General features: G+C 29.5%; 18 protein-coding genes and 1 pseudogene. 18 read left to right on the top strand and 1 reads right to left on the bottom strand.

Annotated features, from left to right (window positions below; genetic code table 11):
- The 10 genes from ACKTTC_RS15025 to ACKTTC_RS14980 form a co-directional block, all read left to right on the top strand.
- On the top strand, positions 1–1,472 hold a 1,472-nt coding region (locus ACKTTC_RS15025; RefSeq protein WP_408040666.1), incomplete at its 5' end, for a T9SS type B sorting domain-containing protein.
- Positions 1,473–1,501: 29 nt separating this feature from the next.
- Positions 1,502–2,443 carry a PorP/SprF family type IX secretion system membrane protein gene (locus ACKTTC_RS15020; RefSeq protein WP_408040665.1) on the top strand — a complete coding sequence of 314 codons (942 nt, stop codon included), beginning with the start codon at positions 1,502–1,504 and terminating at the stop codon, positions 2,441–2,443.
- Positions 2,444–2,454: 11 nt separating this feature from the next.
- The gene (locus ACKTTC_RS15015) at positions 2,455–4,581 is read left to right on the top strand and encodes an OmpA family protein (protein WP_408040664.1); all 2,127 of its coding nucleotides are present in this window, start codon (positions 2,455–2,457) and stop codon (positions 4,579–4,581) included.
- A gap of 98 nt (positions 4,582–4,679) precedes the next feature.
- Complete coding sequence (locus ACKTTC_RS15010; protein ID WP_408040663.1) at positions 4,680–5,153, top strand: hypothetical protein; 474 nt, start codon at positions 4,680–4,682, stop codon at positions 5,151–5,153.
- On the top strand, positions 5,154–6,566 hold the full coding sequence (locus tag ACKTTC_RS15005) for a GspE/PulE family protein (protein ID WP_408040662.1): 1,413 nt from the start codon (positions 5,154–5,156) through the stop codon (positions 6,564–6,566). It abuts the gene before it with no gap.
- A 3-nt stretch (positions 6,567–6,569) separates the two neighbouring features.
- Complete coding sequence (locus tag ACKTTC_RS15000) at positions 6,570–7,022, top strand: hypothetical protein (protein WP_408040661.1); 453 nt, start codon at positions 6,570–6,572, stop codon at positions 7,020–7,022.
- Positions 7,023–7,025: 3 nt separating this feature from the next.
- On the top strand, positions 7,026–8,282 hold the full coding sequence (locus ACKTTC_RS14995; RefSeq protein ID WP_408040660.1) for a hypothetical protein: 1,257 nt from the start codon (positions 7,026–7,028) through the stop codon (positions 8,280–8,282).
- Complete coding sequence (locus ACKTTC_RS14990) at positions 8,270–8,611, top strand: hypothetical protein (protein ID WP_408040659.1); 342 nt, start codon at positions 8,270–8,272, stop codon at positions 8,609–8,611. The genes ACKTTC_RS14995 and ACKTTC_RS14990 overlap by 13 nt, the downstream gene beginning before the upstream one ends.
- Positions 8,598–9,050: a prepilin-type N-terminal cleavage/methylation domain-containing protein gene (locus ACKTTC_RS14985; protein ID WP_408040658.1), complete on the top strand. Its 453-nt coding sequence runs from the start codon at positions 8,598–8,600 to the stop codon at positions 9,048–9,050. Before ACKTTC_RS14990 ends, ACKTTC_RS14985 begins: the two co-directional genes overlap by 14 nt.
- Positions 9,051–9,053: 3 nt before the next feature.
- Positions 9,054–10,187: a type II secretion system F family protein gene (locus tag ACKTTC_RS14980; RefSeq protein ID WP_408040657.1), complete on the top strand. Its 1,134-nt coding sequence runs from the start codon at positions 9,054–9,056 to the stop codon at positions 10,185–10,187.
- 182 nt (positions 10,188–10,369) lie between these two features.
- Here the strand turns inward: ACKTTC_RS14980 and ACKTTC_RS14975 are convergent, their stop codons facing one another.
- On the bottom strand, positions 10,370–10,783 hold the full coding sequence (locus tag ACKTTC_RS14975; RefSeq protein ID WP_408040656.1) for a type IV pilin protein: 414 nt from the start codon (positions 10,781–10,783) through the stop codon (positions 10,370–10,372).
- 153 nt (positions 10,784–10,936) lie between these two features.
- Between ACKTTC_RS14975 and ACKTTC_RS14970 the strand changes: the two genes are divergently transcribed.
- The 8 genes and pseudogenes from ACKTTC_RS14970 (at position 10,937) to ACKTTC_RS14940 (ending at position 22,992) form a co-directional block, all read left to right on the top strand.
- Positions 10,937–12,115 (top strand): hypothetical protein, encoded by a 1,179-nt coding sequence (locus tag ACKTTC_RS14970; RefSeq protein ID WP_408040655.1) that lies wholly within the window; start codon positions 10,937–10,939, stop codon positions 12,113–12,115.
- The gene (locus tag ACKTTC_RS14965) at positions 12,116–12,631 is read left to right on the top strand and encodes a hypothetical protein (protein WP_408040654.1); all 516 of its coding nucleotides are present in this window, start codon (positions 12,116–12,118) and stop codon (positions 12,629–12,631) included.
- Positions 12,632–12,735: 104 nt separating this feature from the next.
- Positions 12,736–15,837, top strand: coding sequence for a hypothetical protein (locus ACKTTC_RS14960; protein WP_408040653.1), 3,102 nt, complete (start codon positions 12,736–12,738; stop codon positions 15,835–15,837).
- Between the two features lie 7 nt (positions 15,838–15,844).
- Positions 15,845–19,942, top strand: coding sequence for a DUF6443 domain-containing protein (locus tag ACKTTC_RS14955; RefSeq protein WP_408040652.1), 4,098 nt, complete (start codon positions 15,845–15,847; stop codon positions 19,940–19,942).
- Positions 19,896–20,267: a hypothetical protein gene (locus ACKTTC_RS14950; RefSeq protein WP_408040651.1), complete on the top strand. Its 372-nt coding sequence runs from the start codon at positions 19,896–19,898 to the stop codon at positions 20,265–20,267. Before ACKTTC_RS14955 ends, ACKTTC_RS14950 begins: the two co-directional genes overlap by 47 nt.
- Positions 20,268–20,475: 208 nt before the next feature.
- Positions 20,476–20,640 (top strand): annotated as a pseudogene (locus ACKTTC_RS20605) (IS1 family transposase); the annotation flags it as partial.
- 166 nt (positions 20,641–20,806) lie between these two features.
- Positions 20,807–21,580 (top strand): XRE family transcriptional regulator, encoded by a 774-nt coding sequence (locus ACKTTC_RS14945; RefSeq protein ID WP_408040650.1) that lies wholly within the window; start codon positions 20,807–20,809, stop codon positions 21,578–21,580.
- Positions 21,577–22,992 carry an exonuclease domain-containing protein gene (locus tag ACKTTC_RS14940; RefSeq protein WP_408040649.1) on the top strand — a complete coding sequence of 472 codons (1,416 nt, stop codon included), beginning with the start codon at positions 21,577–21,579 and terminating at the stop codon, positions 22,990–22,992. The genes ACKTTC_RS14945 and ACKTTC_RS14940 overlap by 4 nt, the downstream gene beginning before the upstream one ends.
- Positions 22,993–22,999: the final 7 nt, after the last annotated feature.

The raw sequence follows: 22,999 nt of genomic DNA, 5'->3' as shown, positions 1-22,999 counted from the left end.
ATGCTAATGGCGATACAGATACCGCTACAGTTACCATTACAGTAACTCCAGTAAACGATACTCCAATAGCGAATAATGATACTGCTACAGTTGCAGAGGATAGTATGGTTGATATTGATATTTTATCAAATGATAATGATATTCCTACAGATGGAGCATTAACAGTTTCAGATCCATTAAATGGAACAGTAACGATTAATGATGGAGGTACACCAAATGATCCAAGTGATGATATTGTGAGGTATATTCCAAATACAGATTTCAACGGAACAGATACATTTACCTATACAGTTTGTGATAATGCTAGCCCCGTAAACTGTGCTACAGCTACAGTGACAGTAAATGTTTTCACAGATACAGATGGAGATGGAATTGGAGATGTAGTAGATGTAGATGATGATAATGATGGAATTCCAGATGTAGATGAGGGAACTGGAGATACAGATGGAGATGGAATTATAGATAGCTTAGATTTAGATAGTGATAATGATGGTATTTTAGATGTAGATGAAGGAGGTAATGGAAATTTAGATACGAATGAAGATGGAGTTATTGATAATAATGATACAGGATATCAAGATGCAAATAATGATGGACAAGCAGATGATTCGATAGACACAAATGAAGAACCAGATATAGATGGAGATGGAGTACCGGATTATCAAGATTTAGATAGTGATAATGATGGTATAAATGATGTAATTGAAGATGAAAATGTAGATGTAAATAATGATGGCGTTGCTGACGGTCCTGATACAGATGGAGATGGTATTGTAGATAGCGTAGATAATGATCAAAGTGGATTTGGTGAAGGAGTTGGAGGAGAGTCTACAAATACAGATAGCGATGGAGATGGAGTACCAGATTATCAGGATTTAGATAGTGATGATGATGGAGTTAATGATGTTGTTGAAGGAGGGAACGATGATCTTAATGGAGATGGTTTAGTAGATGATCCAGGTATAGATAGTGATGGAGATGGTATTGCAGATAGTGTTGATGAAGATGATTCAAATTTTGGAGATGAAGGAAATGACGATATTAACAATACAGATCCTACAGATCCAAACAGTGGTGGAAATGGAGTGGTTTTCGATAGTGGTAATGATATTGATGGAGATGGTATTGCAGATAGTGTTGATGGAGACAGTACAATATTTGGAGATGCAGAAACTTGTTTGGAGCCTTATAATTTAATGTCGCCAAATGATGGTAATTCAGCAAATCAAACATTATATATTCCTTGTATTGAATTATATCCTAACAATACGATCAAGGTTTTCAATAGATGGGGGAATCTAGTATATACTGCAAAAGGCTATAATAATAATTCTGTTTCATTTACTGGACTATCCAACGGTCGTGCAACTGTTGGTGTAGATGAAAAATTACCTGTGGGAACATACTTTTATGTAATGGAACTAGGAGATGGTTCTAAACCTAAAACAGGATGGTTGTATTTAAATAGATAGAAGGAAAACAAGTAAAGAAAGTATAATTTATGAAGGGACAAAGAAAAAAAATACTGTTGATGTTTATGCTGTTTTTATCAGTATACGAATTGAGTTTTTCTCAGCAAGATCCTCAATACACACAATATATGTACAATACAATGAGTGTAAATCCAGCATATGCAGGTTCTAATGGACATACAATTATTACGGCACTAGCCAGAACACAATGGGTTGGAATTCAAGGAGCACCAGATACACAAACGTTAAGTTATGATACAACTATTGGTTATAGTGGAGTTGGTTTAGGGGTTAATTTAACAAATGACCAAATTGGTCCTTCTCAGGAAATCTATTTAGATGCAAATGTGTCCTATACAGTCAGATTAAGTGAAGAAGGAAATCTATCTTTTGGTTTGAAATTAGGAGGACGTCATTTAGCTATAGATTGGAGCAAAGGAACGGCTCGCCAACAAGAACGTCCTTTTAGCCAAAATGTAAGTGAGTTTTTACCAACAATTGGAGCAGGAATCTATTATCATAAATCAAACTGGTATGCAGGAATAGCTGTGCCAAATATTTTACGAACAGATCATTATGATGATACGATTGCAACTATTGCGAATGGAGATGGAGATATTGCTGAAGAACGTTTGCATTTCTTTGGGATTGCTGGGTATGTTTTTGATTTAAACGCTAATTTAAAATTTAAGCCAGCTACTTTGGTAAAGGTTGTTAACGGAGCGCCTTTGTCTTTAGATATTTCAGCAAATTTTTTGTTTAATGAAAAAGTTACTGGAGGTGTAGCTTGGCGTTGGGACGATTCAATTAGTGCTTTGTTAGGATTACAAGCCACTGATAATTTGCATATTGGATTTGCATATGATTTAACAACTTCAAATTATAGTAATTTTAATTCAGGAACTTACGAATTAATGGTAAAGTGGGAGGCTTCAAGAGGACAAGTAATGAAATCTCCAAGGTTCTTTTAAATTGGTGATTTATGAAGAAAATATTGTGTTTTTATTTAATGTTTTTCAGTGTTTTTAGCTACACACAACGTAAGTATGCAGCAGATAGATATTTTAAAGAGTATGCATATAAAAAATCAGCAGAATTATATAAAACGTTATATGATAAGGGAGATGATTCACAGTTAGTGATAGGGAGATTAGGAGATTCTTATTATTATAATATGAATCTTACTACTGCAGAAAAGTGGTATAAATTATTGTTAGATAAATATGAAAAAACAGCTTCTCCAGAGCATATTTTTAGGTATGCACAAGTTCTAAAAAGTAACGGAAAAGTTAAAGAATCTGATAGTTGGTTACGAAAATTAAAGCAGGTTAGAGGAAAAGACTCTAGAGCATTGGCTTTAGATAATAACGAAGATTATTTTGTAGAATATTCGAATAAGAAGAAAACCTTTGTTAATTTAAAAAACTTAGATATTAATACGAAATATTCTGATTTTAGCGGTTTTATTTTTGGGAATAAACTATACTTTGCTTCTACAAGACCAGAAGGTAGCAAGTTTGATAGGAAGTTATATAAATGGAATAATCAACCTTTTTTAAATGCTTATGTGGCTGAAGCAAATTTAACTGATGATACTACTTTGAGCTTATCGGTAAATAATGCTAAAAAGATGCCTTCAATTAATACACGTTATCATGAATCGAATGTGATATTGACTATGGATGGAGAAACCATGTATTTTACAAGAGATAATTATAATGGAGATGAGTTAAAAGTAGATAAAGACAGGGTTACTCATTTAAAAATATATAAAGCTTCATTAAAAAATGGAAACTGGGATGAAGTAGAAGAGTTACCTTTTAATAATGACAATTATTCCATAGGTCACCCAGCATTGAGTCCAGATGAAAAAACATTATATTTTGTATCAGATAAACCAGGAGGAATAGGGGCAACTGATATTTATAAAGTAGCAATTAATTCAGATGGAAGCTATGGCGAAGTAAAAAATCTTGGTCCTACAATTAATACAGAAGGAAGAGAAATGTTTCCAAGCGTAGATAGAGATGGAACTTTATATTTTGCATCAGATGGCCATTTAGGACTTGGAGCTTTAGATATATTTGAATCAAAAACTTCAGAAAATAGTTTTACAACACCAGTAAATTTAGGAACGCCTATTAATGGAGCTTTAGATGATTTTGGTTTTGTTATTAGTGATGATAAATCATACGGATACTTCTCTTCTAATAGGAAAGGAGGAAAGGGAGATGATGATATTTATAGTTTTGTAATTTATCGTTGTAAAGAAGATATTGCGGGAATTATTACTGATTCTAAAACAGGAGAACCAATCTCAGGAGCGGTAGTTCGATTAATAGATGAAAAGGGTGAACCAGTAAGTAAACAAATTACAGGAATAGATGGTAAGTATGCATTTAAAGAAATTGCCTGCGAAAATAGTTTTACTGTTTCAGCAGTGAAAGACGATTATAGGAATAATCAGAAAATAGCAGCGACAGAAGACATAAATAAGAAAGTCATTAATACAGACTTAACATTAGAATCTTTAATTGTAGAAACACCAGAAACTGTAGCACAAATTATCATAAAACCAATCTATTTTGATTTTGATTTATATACTATTAGAGAAGATGCAGAATATGAATTAGAACATATTGTTTCTGTGATGAAAAATAATCCAGATATGAAAATTCGTATAGAATCACATACAGATAGTAGGGGACCAAGTGCATATAATCGTTTTTTATCAGATAAGAGAGCAAAAGCTACTAGAGATTATATAGTTTCAAGAGGCATTGTGCCTGAGCGAATTGAAAGTGCTATAGGATATGGAGAAGATCAATTACTAAATAATTGTAATAATACTAATAAGTGCACAGAAGCAGAACATCAGCAAAATAGGCGATCATATTTTTATATTATAAAAGAAGGAGATAATATATCAATAACTAGTACTATTAAAGGAGGAGATAACGAAGGTGAAAAGTATTACGTTGTATCTTCTAAAGATACGTTATATAGTATTTCTAAAAAATTTGAAACTACTGTTGCTAATATTAAGAAAATGAACGGGCTAACAACTAATAATATACAGTTAGGGCAAAAATTGAAGGTTAAAGAATAATAGATATAGATTAAAGATAGATTGACAACATTTTGTTAAATGTAAACTATTCGTCATTCACAATTAGTAATTTAATGGTAGTTTTGTAGGAAAAACAATTGATTTATATACAATTAATACTATTACTAGGAATCTTTTTACAAGACATAAAAGAAAGAAAAGTATATGTTTTTCTATTGCTATTAGCTCTTTTAGTAGGAGGATATACTTATTATGATAATACATTTACGCCACAACTCTTTTTTATAAACATATTTACAAATGCAATGGTAGTTTCAATCATTGTGTTGTTGTTGTTTCTGTATACAAAATTTAAGATTAGAAAAAACTTTTTTCAAGCCATAGGATTCGGAGATATACTTTTTTTTCTAGCATTGTCGGTTAGTTTTCCAACAATTACATTTTTAGTGTTATTCTCATCATCATTATTATTTTCTTTACTATTATTTATTTCCATAAAATCTAAACTAAATAATAAAGCAGTTCCTTTAGCAGGATTTCAAGCACTATTTGTATTTTTAATTTTATTCATAAATTTGGTGTTTAATATTTTAAATCTATATGCTATTTAAATGAAAGAGAAAGACTATGATATTTCTACCGATTTAATTCAACTAATTCCTTCAGAATTAGCATATCAATACAGAATTATACCTGTTGAAATAAAAGACGAAGCATGTGTTTTTTTAACTGATAAAGAAGATGTTGATGGACTTCAAAATGAGCTAGAGATCATTTTAGGAAAAACAATACACTTAAAAGAAGAAGAAGAAGAACATATCAATAATTACTTGCTTACTAATTACAGAAAGCGAAAAAGTAATTCAACTTCAACATTACATTATTCAGATGATTTTTTGTTGAATATTATACATGAAGCAAAAGAAATAGGAAGTAGTGATATTCATTTTGAAGCATTTGAAAAGCAAAAACGAGTGCGTTTTAGAATAGACGGAAAACTAATAGAAAAATATTTAATAGCTATAGAAGAATATCCCAAAGTTGTCAATCGTCTTAAGATTATGGCAGGAATGGATATTTCAGAAAAAAGATTGCCACAAGACGGGAGAATTAATATTACTACGCAATATGAAGATTTCGATATAAGAGTTTCTTCTTTACCAACGTTGCATGGAGAAAAGTTAGTGCTTCGTATTTTATCTAAGAATAATGTTGCTATTCAATTAGATAAGCTTGGATTTACTTCTGAAGAAATTAATGTTTATAAAAATGCAGTAAAAAAACCGAATGGAATTATATTAATTTCAGGACCAACAGGATCGGGAAAAACAACTACGTTATATGCAACATTAAAAGAATTAAATAAAGAAGAAACAAACATTCTTACCATAGAAGATCCAATAGAATATACCCTTGCAGGAGTGAATCAGGTACAGCTAAAAGAGGATATTGGATTAGATTTTGCGAGTACATTACGAACTTTTTTACGTCAAGATCCAGATGTAATTATGGTTGGGGAGATTCGAGATGTAGCTACAGCAAACATGGCTATTAGAGCAGCTTTAACAGGACATTTAGTATTATCTACAATTCATACGAATTCTGCTTGGGGAACCATTTCTAGATTGATAGATATGGGAGTGCCACCATTTTTGATTGCAAGCACATTAAATGTTAGTGTTGCACAAAGATTAGTAAGAAAATTATGCAATCATTGTAAGAAAGAAGTAGCTACAAAAGATACAGATTTACCTGAAGAAATAGCAAAAGAAGCTATAATACCAACACACTATGAGGCAGTAGGTTGTGAAGAGTGCTATCAAACAGGATATAAAGGAAGAAAAGCAATTTATGAAATTATTCCTGTAACAAAAGCGATTGAAGCAGCTATTAAGAAAGAGGAATTAGAAATAGATAATTATTTAAAAGAACAGCAAATAAAGACATTAAAATATAATGCTATAGAACTCATAAAAAATGGAACAACATCTATTGATGAGGCATATTCATTATTAATTTCGTAGGAAATGAAAAAGCAGCAAAAAACATATATTTTAGGAGTTGTCGTAGTTATTGTATGGGGAATTGTAGGCTATCAAATTTTTAGCTATGCTAATCCAGAATCTGAAGAAATAGCAGAAATAGATTACCAAAAATTCAGACCTAAAGAAAATAAAGAAAAAGAATTGTATACGGTTTCTGTACATGAAAGAGATCCGTTTTTAGATACTTATAAAGCGCCACCAAAGAAGAAAAAAGGAAATTATAAACCAAAACCTAAAACAACAATAGCATTTCCAAATATAGTGTATAATGGAATGGTTGCTAACGGAAATACAAAGTCGTTTATAGTAACTATAAATGGTGCACAACAAATTATGAATAGAGGAGGAGTAGCTAACGAAGTTAAGTTGTTATCGGGTACATTAAGTAAGATTAAAATACGTTATAAAGGAGTAACTAAAACGATTGTAAAATAAAAAATGATTAATTGGGGTAAAAAAAGCAACGCAGGAGCACTGCAATATGTACTTGTTATTGCCACCGTTATAGTCATTATTCTATTAGCTTTTATTCAATTAGTATACTTACAAGAAAAATTGGCAATAAAAAGAAGTCAGTTTAAAGAAGCTATTTATAATGTAAATAATGGATTTGCTTACACAGCGGGGCAAGAAATACCTTACGATGTTATTGTAACGAAAACACTGTCAGAAAATGAAAAAGAAGAGACAGAATTTCTAAAAAAATCATGGGGAGTTTTTGATCTAGTCACGATTACTTCAACAGTAAATAAAGAAACATTTAAAAAAGTAGGATTGTTAGGGAATACAATTCAAAAGGAAATAGCTATTTATTTAGTAGATAATAATACACCTTTAATTGTGGTAGGAAATACAAGAGTTAAAGGAGATGTGTCTTTACCAAAACAAGGAGTAAAAAGAGGAAATATTGCTGGGAACTCTTTTTACGGTAACGTACTCATTAACGGAAATATTCGTTTGAGTTCTAATTCTCTACCAAAGTTAGCACAAGAAACTTCGATTAAAAACATATATAACAAAAGATATTTAAACGATTCAATAAAGAGTATTGAATTAGAGTATGATACTGAACTAATTCAGTCATTTCAAAAATCAACTCAATATTACGGTGTAGATGAAACCATAAAATTAGAAGGTGTTAATTTAAAAGGAAACTTTATTATAGAGTCTACTAGAAAAATAACAGTAACTAGATCGTGTACTTTAGAAGATGTAATTTTAATAGCGCCAACTATAGAAATTCAATCAAATGTTGTAGGTAATTTTCAAGCTTTCGCAACTAAAAAAATTGAAGTAAAAAACAATTGTAAGCTAAAGTATCCATCTGCCTTAGTTGTCTATAATAAAGGTAAAAAAGTAGATGAAGAGGAAGGAATTTTCATAGGAAAAGGAACTACAGTAAAAGGTGCAATTGTGTTTAAACAAAAGGAACAAGAAGGATTTAATTATAATCCACAAATAAAACTAGATCAATCAGCAACTGTAGTTGGACAAGTATTTTGTGAAGGAAATACAGAAATATCAGGAGAAGTAATTGGAGGTGTATACACTAAAAACTTTATAACTAAACAGTACGGTAGTACATATATAAATCACTTATACGATGCAAAAATCAATAGTGAAAAATTACCCTTACAATTTGCTGGATTAGGTTTAGATGCTAAACATAAAGGAGTTGCAAAATGGTTATATTAAAAAAAATAAAAGCATCTTCATTAAATGAAGTAATTGTAGCTACGGTAATTATTGTACTCGTTTTTTCTATAGCTATGGGAATATTAACAAATATTCTAAGAAATAGTATAAAAAGAGATACGCATCAACAAGAATTACTCATAAATGAATTAATCTACGATTTTAAAAATGAAAAGATCACATTACCTTATCTCTCTGAAGAAAAAGACTGGTCTATAGACATTCAAAAAGAAAAAGAAGGCAACCTTACAGTTGTAAATTTTACAGTTATTTCTAAAAAAAATAAAAAGAAAATAACACGAAAAATCATCTATAATGAAGAAAGTTAACGCATTTACATTAGGTGAGCTTTTAGTAGTAATGGTAATAGCAACCATAGTGGTTTCTATGGCGTTTGTAACATTATCAATGGTAAAAAAGCAAGTGTTTTCTATTCAAAAGAATTTTACAGACAAACAGGAAGTGAATTTACTAGAACGTGTTTTATGGCAAGATTTTAATAGTTATGGAATAGCAAATCTAAAAGATGCAAATTCCTTCTATTTTACAAATGGAGTAGAAGCTATTGACTACCAAATTTTCAATAATTTTGTGTTGAGAGGGAAGGATAGTATTTTTGTAACGGTACAAAACAAAGCGATGTTTTTAGATGGAGAAGAAGTAAATAATGGCGTTTTTGATGCTATGAAATTAGAAACAAAAGAATTCTACAAGAGAAGTATTTTTGTGTACTTAGAAAAAGACGCATCATTTTATCTGAATGAATAATATATGGGATTTGAAATAAAAAATATAGAGAAAAAGAAAGGACAAGGAAGTGATGGTTTTGATATTGATCAACTTTTAAAAAAAGAAATTTCTTTTGGAGGAAATTCTTTTTCAAATAAGAAAAAAGAAGCCTTTTATACTGAGTTGTATGTATTGTTACAAGCAGGATTAGAGCTAAAGGATGCTTTACAGTTAATAGCAAAAGAACAGAAGAAAGAAAAAGATAAAGCTGTTTTCAATACCATCATAGAAGAATTGATATCAGGTAAAAACTTTTCAGAAACACTTAAATCGCAACGTTATTTTTCAGATTATGAATATTATTCTGTACAAATAGGTGAAAGAACAGGTACACTACATAGAGTAATTGAAGAATTAAGTCAGTTTTATAGAAGAAAGAACGAACAGCGAAGAATGGTAATTAGTGCATTATCATATCCGTTGATTATATTATTTACGGCTTTTTTAGCAATACTTTTTATGCTGCAATTTGTTGTTCCAATGTTTGCCGAAATTTTCAGACAAAACAAAGTAGATTTACCATGGATTACGAGTAAAATTATCAACATATCAAACTTTACAAAAGCATATTATTGGGTGTTTTTAATAATCATAACAGTGATTATAGTTTTTAGAAAAACATTTGAGAAAAAGTTATGGTATAGAAAATTTAGTGCTTTAATTATCTTAAAAATCCCTTTTGTAGGTGAATATTTACGAAAGATTAAAATAGCGCAATTTACACAAGCTATAACCTTATTAACAGGAGCCAAAGTACCTTTATTGAATGGAATTCAGCTAACTCAAAAAATGATTACTTTTTATCCATTGCAAGAAGCACTACACAAAGTAGAATCAGATATTCTTGTCGGTAAAACACTATCCGAAAGTATAGGGAAGTATTCAATTTTCGATTCTAAAATGGTTTCACTAATCAAAGTAGCAGAAGAAACAAACCAAAACCAAGTAATTTTTGGACGACTTACAAATCAATACAATAAAGAGATAGAATATAAATCTAAAATGCTAAGTTCAGTAATAGAGCCTGTTATGATTTTAATTTTAGGAATTGTAGTAGCCACTATTTTAGTAGCCATGTATATTCCAATGTTTAAATTAAGTACAGTAATTGGGTAATTATAGATAAAAATAATTCAATACAAATTATTGTTTTTTACCTAGTAATAATAAAACGTACTAATTAATGAAAGAGTTGGAATAAGCTAAAAAATACCTTTTCTTTTGGTTGGTTTAAATAATATAAAGACTTGTTAATGTAATACTCGAATAATGTGTGAGGGATAATTTTAGTTAAAAAACTAATCTTTTACAACCTCTTTCAATCGTTTATCTTGATCTATTTCCCAAACATTAAAAGTACCATCGCCATCAAAATCACTAACAGCAGTAGCTCTAGCTTTAAAAGAATTTGTAGAAGCATCTATTATTTCATAACTATAATAAGCCGTTCCTCCTTGTTTTAAATTTGTCGGAGGAATAAAATCAATATCATTAAAATTATCAGCATATTTAGAATTCAGATAGAAAAAGTTCTTCTGTAAACCATATACTTGATTTAATTGAATTTTTGCTTCAATAGCTTTTGCTTTTGTAATTTGAGGCATTAAATTCGGAATTGCAATCATAACCAAAATACCAATAATCACTAAAACAACTAAAAGCTCTTGTAAGTTAAATGCGTCTACTTTTTTATTGATATATTTCAATTTCATATTTTTTGTTTTGTGAGATCAAAAGTATAAAAAATGAAATTATTTTTTACTTTTACAACTTTAATATTTATTGCTACTATGAAAAAAGATAGAAAGTTACAAAGAATGCTCTTTTAAACTGTAGCTTATAAACCAAAACCAATTATCTTTTTAATGATAAAAGATCAATTAATTTACGGAAAAAGTTTTTGTGCGGTAGAACATTCGTATACTAACGAAGGAAAAGAAGTATACTATTGCTTACAACTAAAAAAACAAAAAAAAGAACTACAAGTAGCAAGTTCAGATCAGTTTGATGATTTTGAAGCACTAACTGCACATTTAAAAAGCATAGGACAGCAACATGTTGTTTTAATTGTAAATAATAATCAAGTTTTATCAAAAGAAGTAACAGGAGTAAATGACAATTTAAATGCGTTTCAAAATGCATTTCCAACATTATCTGCAACAAATTTCTATTCACATACACATAGTACTTCAGAAAAACTATTTATAGCAATTGTCCGTAAAGAAATTATAGACAATTTAGTAAATACTTATGCCAAAGCATCAATTGCTGTAGTTGATTTCTCATTAGGAAATTTAGCATTGGGAACATTATCAGAAATGCTAGATGATACAGAAATATATACATCTAATGCATTGGTAGTTATTACAAATCAACAATTAACAAGTATAAAAAGTAAGCAGTTCCAGTTAGAGGAGTATACCATTAATGGAATTGGAATTTCAAGTAATTATATATTACAATTAGGAGCAATTGTTGCATTTTATTTGCAAAAAAATGTTCATCACGACTCTGAAAACCTTGAAGAATTTAAGCAAAAAAGAATTTTTAATTTGGGATATAAAGTCGCTTTAGTTATTATCTTTTTTGGCTTGCTAGTTAATTTTATGGTTTTTAATTCTTACTATGGAAAAGTAAATAGTTTAAATCAAGAATTGTCTATACATCGTGATGCAAAAAATAGATTAAAAGCATTATCGGTAACCGTACAAAAGAAGAAAAAGCTATTATCAGAGTTAGAAAACTCATCAGCATTTTCAGTAGCAAAATACATAGACCAAATCCTAACAGATATTCCTAAAACTATTGTTTTAAAAGAAGCAGCTTATCAGCCTGTTATTGGTAATTTGAAGAAAGGAAAAGAAGCACGATTTTCAAACCATCAAATAGTAGTAAAAGGAGTGTTAAATAACAATATAGATTTTAGCAATTGGATAGATGAAATTGAAAGAAAAGATTGGGTGCAAAAAGTATCAGAATTATCAATAGCAAAAGATAGAAGAAAAACAAAATCTAATTTTCATATTGTAATAACCATTAAATAAATGAGCTTTAAAGGAAAAAACATACTATTACTAGCAGGAGTAATTTTATCGCTACCAATTATTTATTGGTTAAGTATTAAAAAAACGGTAGCTTTAAAAGCAGAATATGAAGTATTAGAAGAAGATAAAAAGGAAATAGAGAATATTTCTTCTACAATATCCTATTTAGAGCAAGAAAACCGTTATATAGATTCTATTTTCAAAAAAGAAAATGTATCAGTTAACAATTCCTTTCAACAAATTATTCTGAAAAAAATAAATGCTTACAAAGAAACAAATGCTATTGAAATTTTAGAATTTAAGAATCCAATTGAAGTTGTAGAAAATCAAATTAGAGTAGAGCTATACCCAATTACAATAAAAGGAGATTTTAATGTATTATTAAAGTTTCTAAGTTTTTTTGAACAAGAAGGATTAGGAGAAATAAAAACTTATACTTTCGAAAAGAAAAAAGAAATTGCAAGAAGAAAAGAATACTTAGTATTACAATTATACCTAAAAAAAATCCTTACATAGTTGGTCTAAAATTAACTTCAAAATTTTGCTAGTTAGGATTTATCCTGTAGCTTTGCTTTTGAAAAAATTGTTTAATTATAAATTGCTAAAATTTACAGATTTTTATGAGAAATTTTTTGTGGATTTTCATGCTATTAATTAGCATGAATAATGTTTTTTGTCAAAATAATGGCGGAGATCCAAACCTTCTTGCTAATTATTCATCTAAAATTTTAAACTTACCAAACTCTCCAAGTTCATATGAGTTTAGTAGATATGGTAATATTGGTCTATCAGAATATACAGGGACTCCATCTATTAATATACCTATATGCAATATTAAAGAAGGAGATATAAACATTCCTGTAACTTTAAATTATCTTTCAGGTGGAATAAAAGTGCCTCAAGAAGCTTCTTGGGTAGGATTAGGGTGGAATTTAAGTTTTGGAGGTATTTACCAAACTATAAATGATGTTGATGATTTAATAACTGTTGTGTCTAACAATAAAATAAGACCAGATTTTTCTAGCTCTAATCCTGGGTTAATAACTTATTATCCTAAACCTTCAGGGATAGATTATCCTGTTCCTAATCCGCGTCAAAATGATGTAGGAACTGAGATTCCTATGCAACCAATAACCAATACTTTTAGTATGATAAAGGCATATAAACATATGGTGCCAATGAATGGTATTTATACTAAGGTAGATAAACTTTTTGATAATGAGGATATAGATTCCGAACCAGATTTTTTTACAGCAAATTTTTTAGGACATAAGCTTGATTTTATGTTTGATTTTGAAACAGGGACAATAAAAATCTTAAATGAAGTAGGCTATAAAATTGAGTTGATAGAAGACGGTAATGATGAAGATTTCAGAATTAAAGGATATGATTTTACAATCACTTCTATGGAAGGGGTCAAATATTATTTTGAATTAGATGAACGAATATTAAGATTTGAATCTCATCCGTTTCCTGGAAGTAGAAATAAAATACGATCTAGAAATTGGAAGTTAACAAAAATAGTAGATCAAAAAGGAAATCAAATAATTATTACTTATCAGAATATAACAAATGCTTTAAATAGTCCGAGTTATACACAAACTTATACACAAACATTATCAAGTAGTACTTATGGGCCAATAACAGGGGCAGGAGGACATTTGAGTGATGCAAATGGAAGAGAATTTGATTTTTATGGTGGAAATTTTCCATATGAAACATATATACCATACAGAGAAAATGCAACCAAAGTAAATACGTACTATGATATTACTAGTCAAAATGTATTATTGCCTAATAAAATAAAATGGTCTTCAGGCGAACTTAATTTTTATACATCAAATCGTATTGATATTAATAAAAGAAAAAAATTAGACTCTATAGTTCTAAATAATGGTATAAAGGATATAAAAACTTTCACATTTAATTATAATTATTTTGATAGTCAAAGTGGGTTTAATACTATTAAAAGGAAAAATGAATTGAATCATTTTTCTGAAAGTGAAATAAATAAACGTTTAAAATTAGAAGGAATTGTTGAAAATGGAATAAAATCTCACGAGTTTCATTATAATACAATGCTATTACCACCTAAGAATTCAACAGCTATTGATTTTTGGGGATACTTTAATGGGAAAAATAATATTAGTATTACACCTAATCCAACAAATATTATAAATAGGTCGGCATTTACTTTATTATCTAATGGAAACGATAAATCTCCTTCTGAGAATCATAGTAAGGCTTGTATTTTAGAGAAGATTGTTTATCCTACAAAAGGGTATACAATTTTTAATTATAAGTTAAATGAAGCAGACAACTATTTTTCATCACCTAATATAGATTTCCTAAAAGAGGGTAATGGTTTAAGATTAGAAAGTAAAATAAATTACACAAAACTTAATGTGAAGAGTGATGAAGTTCATTATGAATATCATAATGGTAAAAGTTTACTTCCATTAAATGTAAAAAAGGAATATGCAGTTTATCATGGAACAAATGTAATTGGGCAAATGAATGGGGGATTATATAATTATCATTATGTAGACATTTTAGAAACAAACTCAAATAACGCAGTAAGTTTGAGATCTTTTTTAGGAGATAGTTTTGTAGGATATGGAAAAGTGGTAATAGAAAATAGAAATGGCAATGAAACAAATGGAAGAATAGAAAAGGAGTTCCAAAACAAAGCAAGTAGTGTTATAGAAATAGGTTATGGTAAATATGACATGAGTATTAGTACAAAAAGAAGGGAAATTAATAACGGATCTTTATTGGAAAAACGAACTTATGATAAAACAAATAATATTGTCGAAAAAGAAAAATATGAGTATACAAACTTTTCTTCTAGTTTAGACTATGGAGTGAAAATATCATATGCTGGTGGTCATTTTTATACTTTTTTGAGCCCAAATGCTGAGTATAATACAGTAAGTGTAACACCAGTACATTTATTAGCTTTCTATCCTATTTTTTCTAATAAAACATTATTAAAGAATCAAGAGCAAGTGTATTATTATCAAGGAGATAGTACAAAGACGTTTACAGAATATAGATACGATGGTTTACGAAGACTGACCCAAAAAAAGGTAAAGAATTTAAATGATAATCAATTTAATTATGTAAGTTATTTATATGCAAGTGGAGATGATTTTTTAGAAAAAAATATGTTAATGAGCATGAAATCAATGACTAATTTTAATGTAGAAAGTTTAAATCGTTCAATTGTAAATAGCGTGAGTTTAGAATACTTTAAAACGAATGAAGGTTTATTATTACCCAATATAATTAGAGAGAGCACAGCTAATAGTGTGCGTAAGGAAATAGTTTATAATAAGTATGACTCAAAAGGTAATATTATTCAATATACAATTAAAGATGGAATTTCTACGGTTCAGCTATGGGGCTATAATAAAAATTATGTAATTGCAGAAATTAAAAATACAACTATAAATGAAATAACTTCTGAGTTAGATATTACAGAAAATGAATTGTTAAATTATAATGAAACAAATCTCTCAATAATAAATGATTTAAGAACAAGATTACCAAATACAAGGATAACTACATATAGTCATATTCCTTTAATAGGAGTTTCGAGTATAACAGATCATAGAGGGCAAACTACCTACTATTCGTACGATAGTCAAAATAGACTAGAGTTTATTAAAGATTTTCAAAATAACATACTAAAAGAATATAAGTATAATTATAAAAACTAAGATAGCTATGAAAAGATATATATTACTATTAGTTTTTTTATTACCAACAATTGCATTATCTCAATTAGATGATAATATTATTATAGAAAATGAAATAATAACCAATGATAGAAAAGTAGAAGCAACGAATAGTATTTTAATCCGACCAAATACAATTATTCAATCTGGGATAACTTTTACAGCGAAAATAATAACAGATTCCTACCTGCCATTGTCTTTAAGTAATGAAAATTATGTGTTGACTAGAGATTTTCAAGTAGGAACAACTACAGGAGAAATTGATTTTAATAAAGATGTTATAGAATCAATAGTATACTTTGATGGTTTAGGTAGAGCCAAGCAAAGTATAGGTATAAAACAATCTGCAAACCAAAATGATATAGTAACTCATATTGCTTATGATGGTTTTGGTAGAGAAGCTGAGGAATATCTGCCATATGTTGTTGAAAATAAAACAGGAGAGATTAATTTAGAAGCAAAAAATAGAACACAGCAATATTATCAAACGAATTATAGTAATGATTTTATAGGTGTTGGAGATGTAAATGATATAAATGCTTATTCAAAAAAGATGTTTGATAATTCTCCTTTAAATAGAGTTTTACAACAAGCTTCTCCAGGTAAAGATTGGGCATTAGGAAATAGTCATGAAATAAGATATGAGTACCTATTAAATGATGGTCCGCAAGAAAATGGAATTATTCATCATACATTTTATGCTAATAGTGATTATAAAGAATGGGAACCAATAGGGGATACTTACTTGTCATCAGGTATGCAAGTTATTTTTAATGGAGGTCCTAATAGTGGAGGTTGGGGATGTAAGTTACCAATCAGTTCTAGCTTAACTGGAGGAGATAAAGTAAAAATTACTTATGATCTTAATAATCCAGATGTTTCTATAGAAACAAGACTATATTATAAGGTCAAAGGAGAAACAAATGCAAGGTCAATTATTTTAGCATATGAAGCAGCTCAAGGAATAAATTCTCATGAACTAACATTACCTGAGAATACTTCATCAGTTTTGTATTTTCAAGTTTTTGTTCCTTATGGAATAAAAAATCATTTTGACCTAGCATACTTTGACTTAAGAAAAGTAGAAAATATTATTGAAGAAAATCATATAAGAAAGTATTATACCAACTCAATATGGAATGATGCTGAAAATAAATATGATATATCACTTTTAAATAGTGGTGTTTATACAAAAGGAGCATTGTTTAAAACAACTGTTAAAGACGAAAACTGGCAGCCAAACCAAGAATTTATAAATGATCATACGGTAGAAGAGTACAAAAATAAAAAAGGTCAGATTATTTTAAAAAGAAGATACAATAATAATGTTAAACACGATACATATTATGTGTACGATGTTTTTGGTAATTTAGTATTTGTAATACCGCCTAAAGTTAATGTTACAGATGGAGTTTCTGATTTAGAGCTATCAGAGTTATGTTATCAGTACCTTTATGACGCAAGGCATAGATTGGTGAAAAAGAAAATTGCAGGAAAAGGTTGGGAATCTATTATTTACGATAAGTTAAATCGTCCAGTATTAACACAAGACTCTAATTTAAGAGCTAACAAAAAATGGTTGTTTACAAAGTATGATGTGCTAGGTAGAGTTATTTATACAGGTATTTATACAGATACAAGTGAACCGACTTTAGATCAAGCTGGAATGCAAAATCACTTTGATACAACCAATAATTCAGCTGAAAAGTATTATGAAGAGAAATTAACAACAGTTGGAACTTCTGGTGTGTATTATTCAAATGTTGATTTTCCAAGTGCAAACACGGAAATCTTAACAGTAAACTATTACGATAATTACACCTTCGATAGAGCAGGAGGACCAAGTTCGGTAAATTTATATGGAGAAACTGGAACTGCTACGACTAGAGTAAAAGGTTTAGCAACTGGTACTAAGGTGAAAGTATTAGATACAAATGATTGGATTACTACGGTTACCTTTTATGATGAGAAAGCAAGGCCAATCTATGTATACTCAAAGAATACCTATTTAGAAACTACAGATATCGTAGAATCTAAAATAGATTTTGTAGGAAGAGTTGAAGAAACGAAAACTACGCATCGAAAAACAGGTAAATCTGATATTGTAACGATAGATACGTTTGAGTATGATCATGTTGGAAGATTACAGAATCAAAAACAAATAATTAATAATCAGGAAACAGAGACAATTGTAGCGAACACCTATGATGAATTAGGACAGTTGGTTGCTAAAAAAGTAGGAGGGAATTTACAAAAAGTAGATTATACCTATAATGTACGTGGCTGGTTAACAAAAATTAATGAAGATGCTGATAATAATGACGATGATTTGTTTAACTTTGAGATAAAGTATAACAATCCAAGTTCAGGAGTGGCATTATTTGATGGAAACATAACACAAACAAGTTGGCAAACAACCAATGTAGGTACTTCTAAAAAAACGTATACCTATGCTTATGATGCGTTAAATAGAATCACAGCAGCCACAGGAGCTACTACTACAAATTATAATATTTCAGGAATTACCTATGATAAAAACGGAAATATCGAAAATCTCATTAGAAGAGGACATATAGTAGCGAATCCGGATATTACCAGAACAGAAGATTATGATGTAATGGATAATTTAGTGTATACCTACGACGGTGGAAATAAGCTCAAAAAAGTATTAGATAATGGAAACGGTACCTATGGTTTTAAAGATGGAACTAATATAGCTACAGAGTACATTTATGACTTGAATGGAAATATGAAAACTGATGCAAATAAAGGGATTGTAGATATTACCTATAACCATTTAAACTTACCTACAAAAGTAAGTATGGGAAGTAATGAAAAAGCAGGTGTAGTTCTTACTGGTACTATTGATTATGTTTATGATGCAGCAGGTATGAAGTTATCTAAAACAGTTACCGAACTTAGTAGCACAAAACCTCCAGCTATTGTAACAGAATATGCAGGTAGTTATATTTATGAGAATAATGAATTGCAATTCTTTAATCACCCAGAGGGATACGTAAAACCCGAAAACACTGGGTTTAGTTATGTGTATCAGTATAAAGATCATCTTGATAATGTACGATTAAGTTATACAGATGCAAATAAAGACGGTGTAATTACTCCAACCACAGAAATCATTGAGGAGAAAAACTATTATCCTTTTGGATTAGTTCAGAAAGGATATAATAATGTTGTAAATTCTTTAGGAAACTCTACTGCTGAGAAGTTTGGGTATAATGGAAAAGAGTTAAACGAAGAATTAGGTTTAGAGTGGCACGACTTCGGAGCCAGAAACTACGACCCTACATTAGGTAGATGGATGAATATAGACCCTTTAGCTGAAGAGTTTGAAAGTTATTCACCTTATAATTCTATGATGAATAACCCAATTAATTTTATTGATCCTGACGGTATGGCTGCGAGATGGGTGCCAGATGAGAATGGAGACTTGATTGCAGAGAAAAACGACAATAAAAAAACTTTAGCCGCCAACTATAATATGTCAGAGTCTGAGGCTCAAAAGTTAATCGACTCACAAGGATTGTCTCTAGATTCTAATGGAAATATTAAGGAAGGACAAAAGCTAACTTTGGATAATACTTATACAAGGTCTATAAAAAAATCTATTGGAAGTGATGAAAAAACAGATCCTTATGATGGTTATAATTGTTTTAGTTCTTGTGTAAAAGGAACTAATGGGGAGGAAATTAGACCAAGGAATGAAGAAGAATATTTTAATAGTTCTAATATGTATTCAATAGACTTCTATTTAAAAACTGAAACGACACCAGTAGCTGAGAGTGAAGCAAAATTTGGAAAAACAATTATTAGAGTAGCAAATGAAGCTAATGTTAGTGAGCATGCTGTTGTTTATTATGGTAAAAGTAATAATGGTACAAAATATGCCTATACAAAAGACGGTCCAATCGTAAAACCAAGAGTAACTACATTAAAAGATGCGGTTTCAGGTTACGGTAGAATTAGAGGAACGAAAGTTGAAAAAGGTATTATTACAAAAATATACGAGAAAATTACAGGAAATGTTTCAAAAAATACTTATAATTCTGGTTTTTATAACCCTAAGTAGTTGTTCTAAACAGTACAACAAAAATTTATTAGAAATTACTTCTGACAATAATAAAATTATTTTGAATGATAATGATTTTAAAATAACTAAAAATCTTAATCGTTTAGAAATTAAAATTATTGATACTAGTAAATTGGATTCAATTAAAAAGCTAAAAGATTGTAGCATGTTACTTTATTATAAGCATAAATATATTATCGAAGGTAACTTTTATAAAAGCTCTAAAAAACCTAAAAAAAAATGTGACTATTTTTTTCCTGAAGATAAAGATCAGAGAATCAAAATATGGGATGATGATTTAATTATTTTATTACCAATAAAATAAATTATAACGCCCTGCTAGTGCGGTGATGTATCAAAATGGAGCTTTTGATTTTTACTAAGAGATAAATGCTGTAATTCAGTTAATTATGAAATATATGCCGCTCTAAAAGGGCGGTATATTATATTCATAGAACTATTAAAGTTTTGTTAGAGCTTATAAAAGCTAGATTTATTTCTGCTTTGTGTACTAAATTGGCGCTTAAAAAGCTATGAGTTGTATAAAATGTAATTACAAACAACGATTTTATTGTAAAGATTGTAAGAAATATTTTTAATCAGGATATAGTTATCGGGCATACAAACCAGATACGAATACTTTTATTACAAAGCTTCTTAAGGAAGGGTGTGGTGACCCGATAGCTCGGATTTATAATCCGTGCAGAGTATGAGTAAGAAACTTGAATTTTACTATTATATAAATCACGTTATTTTAATATAACGTGGTTTTTAAATTTTTATGGAAATGCAATTACACCTTAACTAATTTCTAAAAAAAATAAAGCTACAATAAAAAACATTTAATGCTTATATTTGTAGCAAATGAAAAATATAGCAAAAAACATTCGTCATTTACGTAAACTAAAAAAGCTTACACAAGAGCAATTTGCAGATAATTTGTCAATTACACGTTCTAGAGTTTCTTCTTATGAAGAAGGACGCTCAGAGCCTTCTATAGAAACTTTAATAGACTTTTCAAACTACTTTAAGTTACCCATAGATATATTGGTAAAAAATGATTTAACCTACGCTACAGATACATCATTTATCGAGATAGGAAATCAGCGTGTGTTATTTCCTATTGCTGTAGATAGTGCTAACGAAAATATGATTGAAGTAGTTCCTACGGAAGCTTCTGCGGGGTATTTATTAGGCTATAACGATCCAGAATATATAGAACAATTACAAAAAATAAAACTACCATTTTTACCAACGGGAAAACACCGTGCATTTCCTATTAAAGGAGATTCAATGCATCCAATGAAAGATGGCTCGTACGTAGTAGCAAGGTTTGTAGAAGATATTAACGATGTAAAAGATGGAACTTCGTATATCATCATTACAAAAAATGATGGAATGACATACAAGCGTGCCTACAATAAAATAGAAGAAAGCAATACTTTATTACTTGTTCCAGATAATAAAAACTACGAACCATATAATGTGCCAATTACAGAAGTGGTAGAATTATGGGAATTTACTTGTAGCATTAATACACAAGAATATGATGAAAAAGAGCTGAAAATTAGTAGCATCGCTACTATGTTAACGCAGTTAGGAGTAGAGTTAAAAAGTTTAGCAGAATTACAAAAGTGAATTATGCAATAGTAGACATAGAAACTGATGGAGGTGTAAAAGTTACCGAGATAAGTATTTTCATTTTTGATGGAGAAAAAGTAGTCAATGAATTTACAACATTAGTAAATCCTGGAACCTATATTCCAGCGCATATTACGCGTCTTACAGGTATTACAAATGCCATGGTTAAAAACAGTCCTCGTTTTGAAGAAGTAGCCAAAGAAATTTACTTAATTACTGAAGGTTGTGTGTTTGTGGCTCATAATGTCAATTTTGATTATGGAATTTTAGGAAAAGAATTTAAGTCATTAGGATTAACATACCGAAGAAGAAAGCTTTGTACAGTTCGTTTATCACGAAAATTACTACCGAATAAGCAATCGTATAGTTTAGGGAAATTATGTCTTTCAGAAGGTATTTTTATAGAAGATAGGCACCGAGCAAGAGGTGACGCAGCTGCAACAGTAACGCTATTTGAAAAATTAATAGCGAAAGATAAAGTCGATGATTTTAAAGTTATCAATGCATTTTTAAATCCAAGATCTAAAGAAGCTACGCTACCACCATTATTACCTAAAGAGGTGTTTGAAAACTTACCTCAAAAACATGGTGTTTATTACTTTTGGAATGAAGATAAAGAAGTTATCTATGTAGGAAAAGCAAATAATATAAAGCAACGTGTACTGAGTCATTTCCACGACAAGAAAAAGAAAGAAATTACAATGTGCATGGCAACAGCTAACATAACCTACGTAAAAACAGGAAGCGAATTATTAGCGCTGTTATTAGAATCTGCAGAGATAAAAAGGCTTTTTCCTAAATTCAATAGAGCACAGAGGAGAATTCGTCATAGTTATGCATTATTCAGTTATGCAGACAGAAAAGGAATCATACATTTAGCGTGGAATAATTTAAAGTTGATAAAGAAACCAATACTAAAATTTTATACGGTAGCAGAAGCTAGAAGTTTTGTAGAAAAACTATGTAGTAAGTTTGAGTTGTGTCCTAAATATTGTCATTTACAAACCAATGTTACAACTTGTTTTCATTATCAAATTAAAGAATGCAGAGGGATTTGTAGAGAAGAAGAAGCAATAGAAAGTTATAATGCACGTGTACAAACTGCAATAGCATCATTAACTTTTAAAAGTGATGATTTTGTGTTATTAGAAAATGGAAGAAATGAAAAAGAGGTAGGGTATGCTTTAGTTGTTAATAGTATATACAAAGGCTATGGTTATTTAAAAAAACAGAAAAAAGAATATACACCAGAAGATTATATAAATCACTTACAACCGCAATTTGATAATCAAGATATACGAAGAATTCTAAATGCTTATTTACGAAAAAATGAAGAAGCAATAGTGTCTTTAAATATACAATCGCATTCTATGGATGCAGATGATGAACTAGTATTATTTAAAATTTAGTAAAGTT

Origin of the sequence: Tenacibaculum amylolyticum (assembly GCF_964511145.1) — a bacterium.
In the GTDB taxonomy this organism is placed as follows: Bacteria; Bacteroidota; Bacteroidia; order Flavobacteriales; family Flavobacteriaceae; genus Polaribacter; species Polaribacter amylolyticum.
The sequence above is the reverse complement of the archived record's forward strand: the minus strand, read 5'-3'. Positions and strand labels throughout refer to the sequence as shown.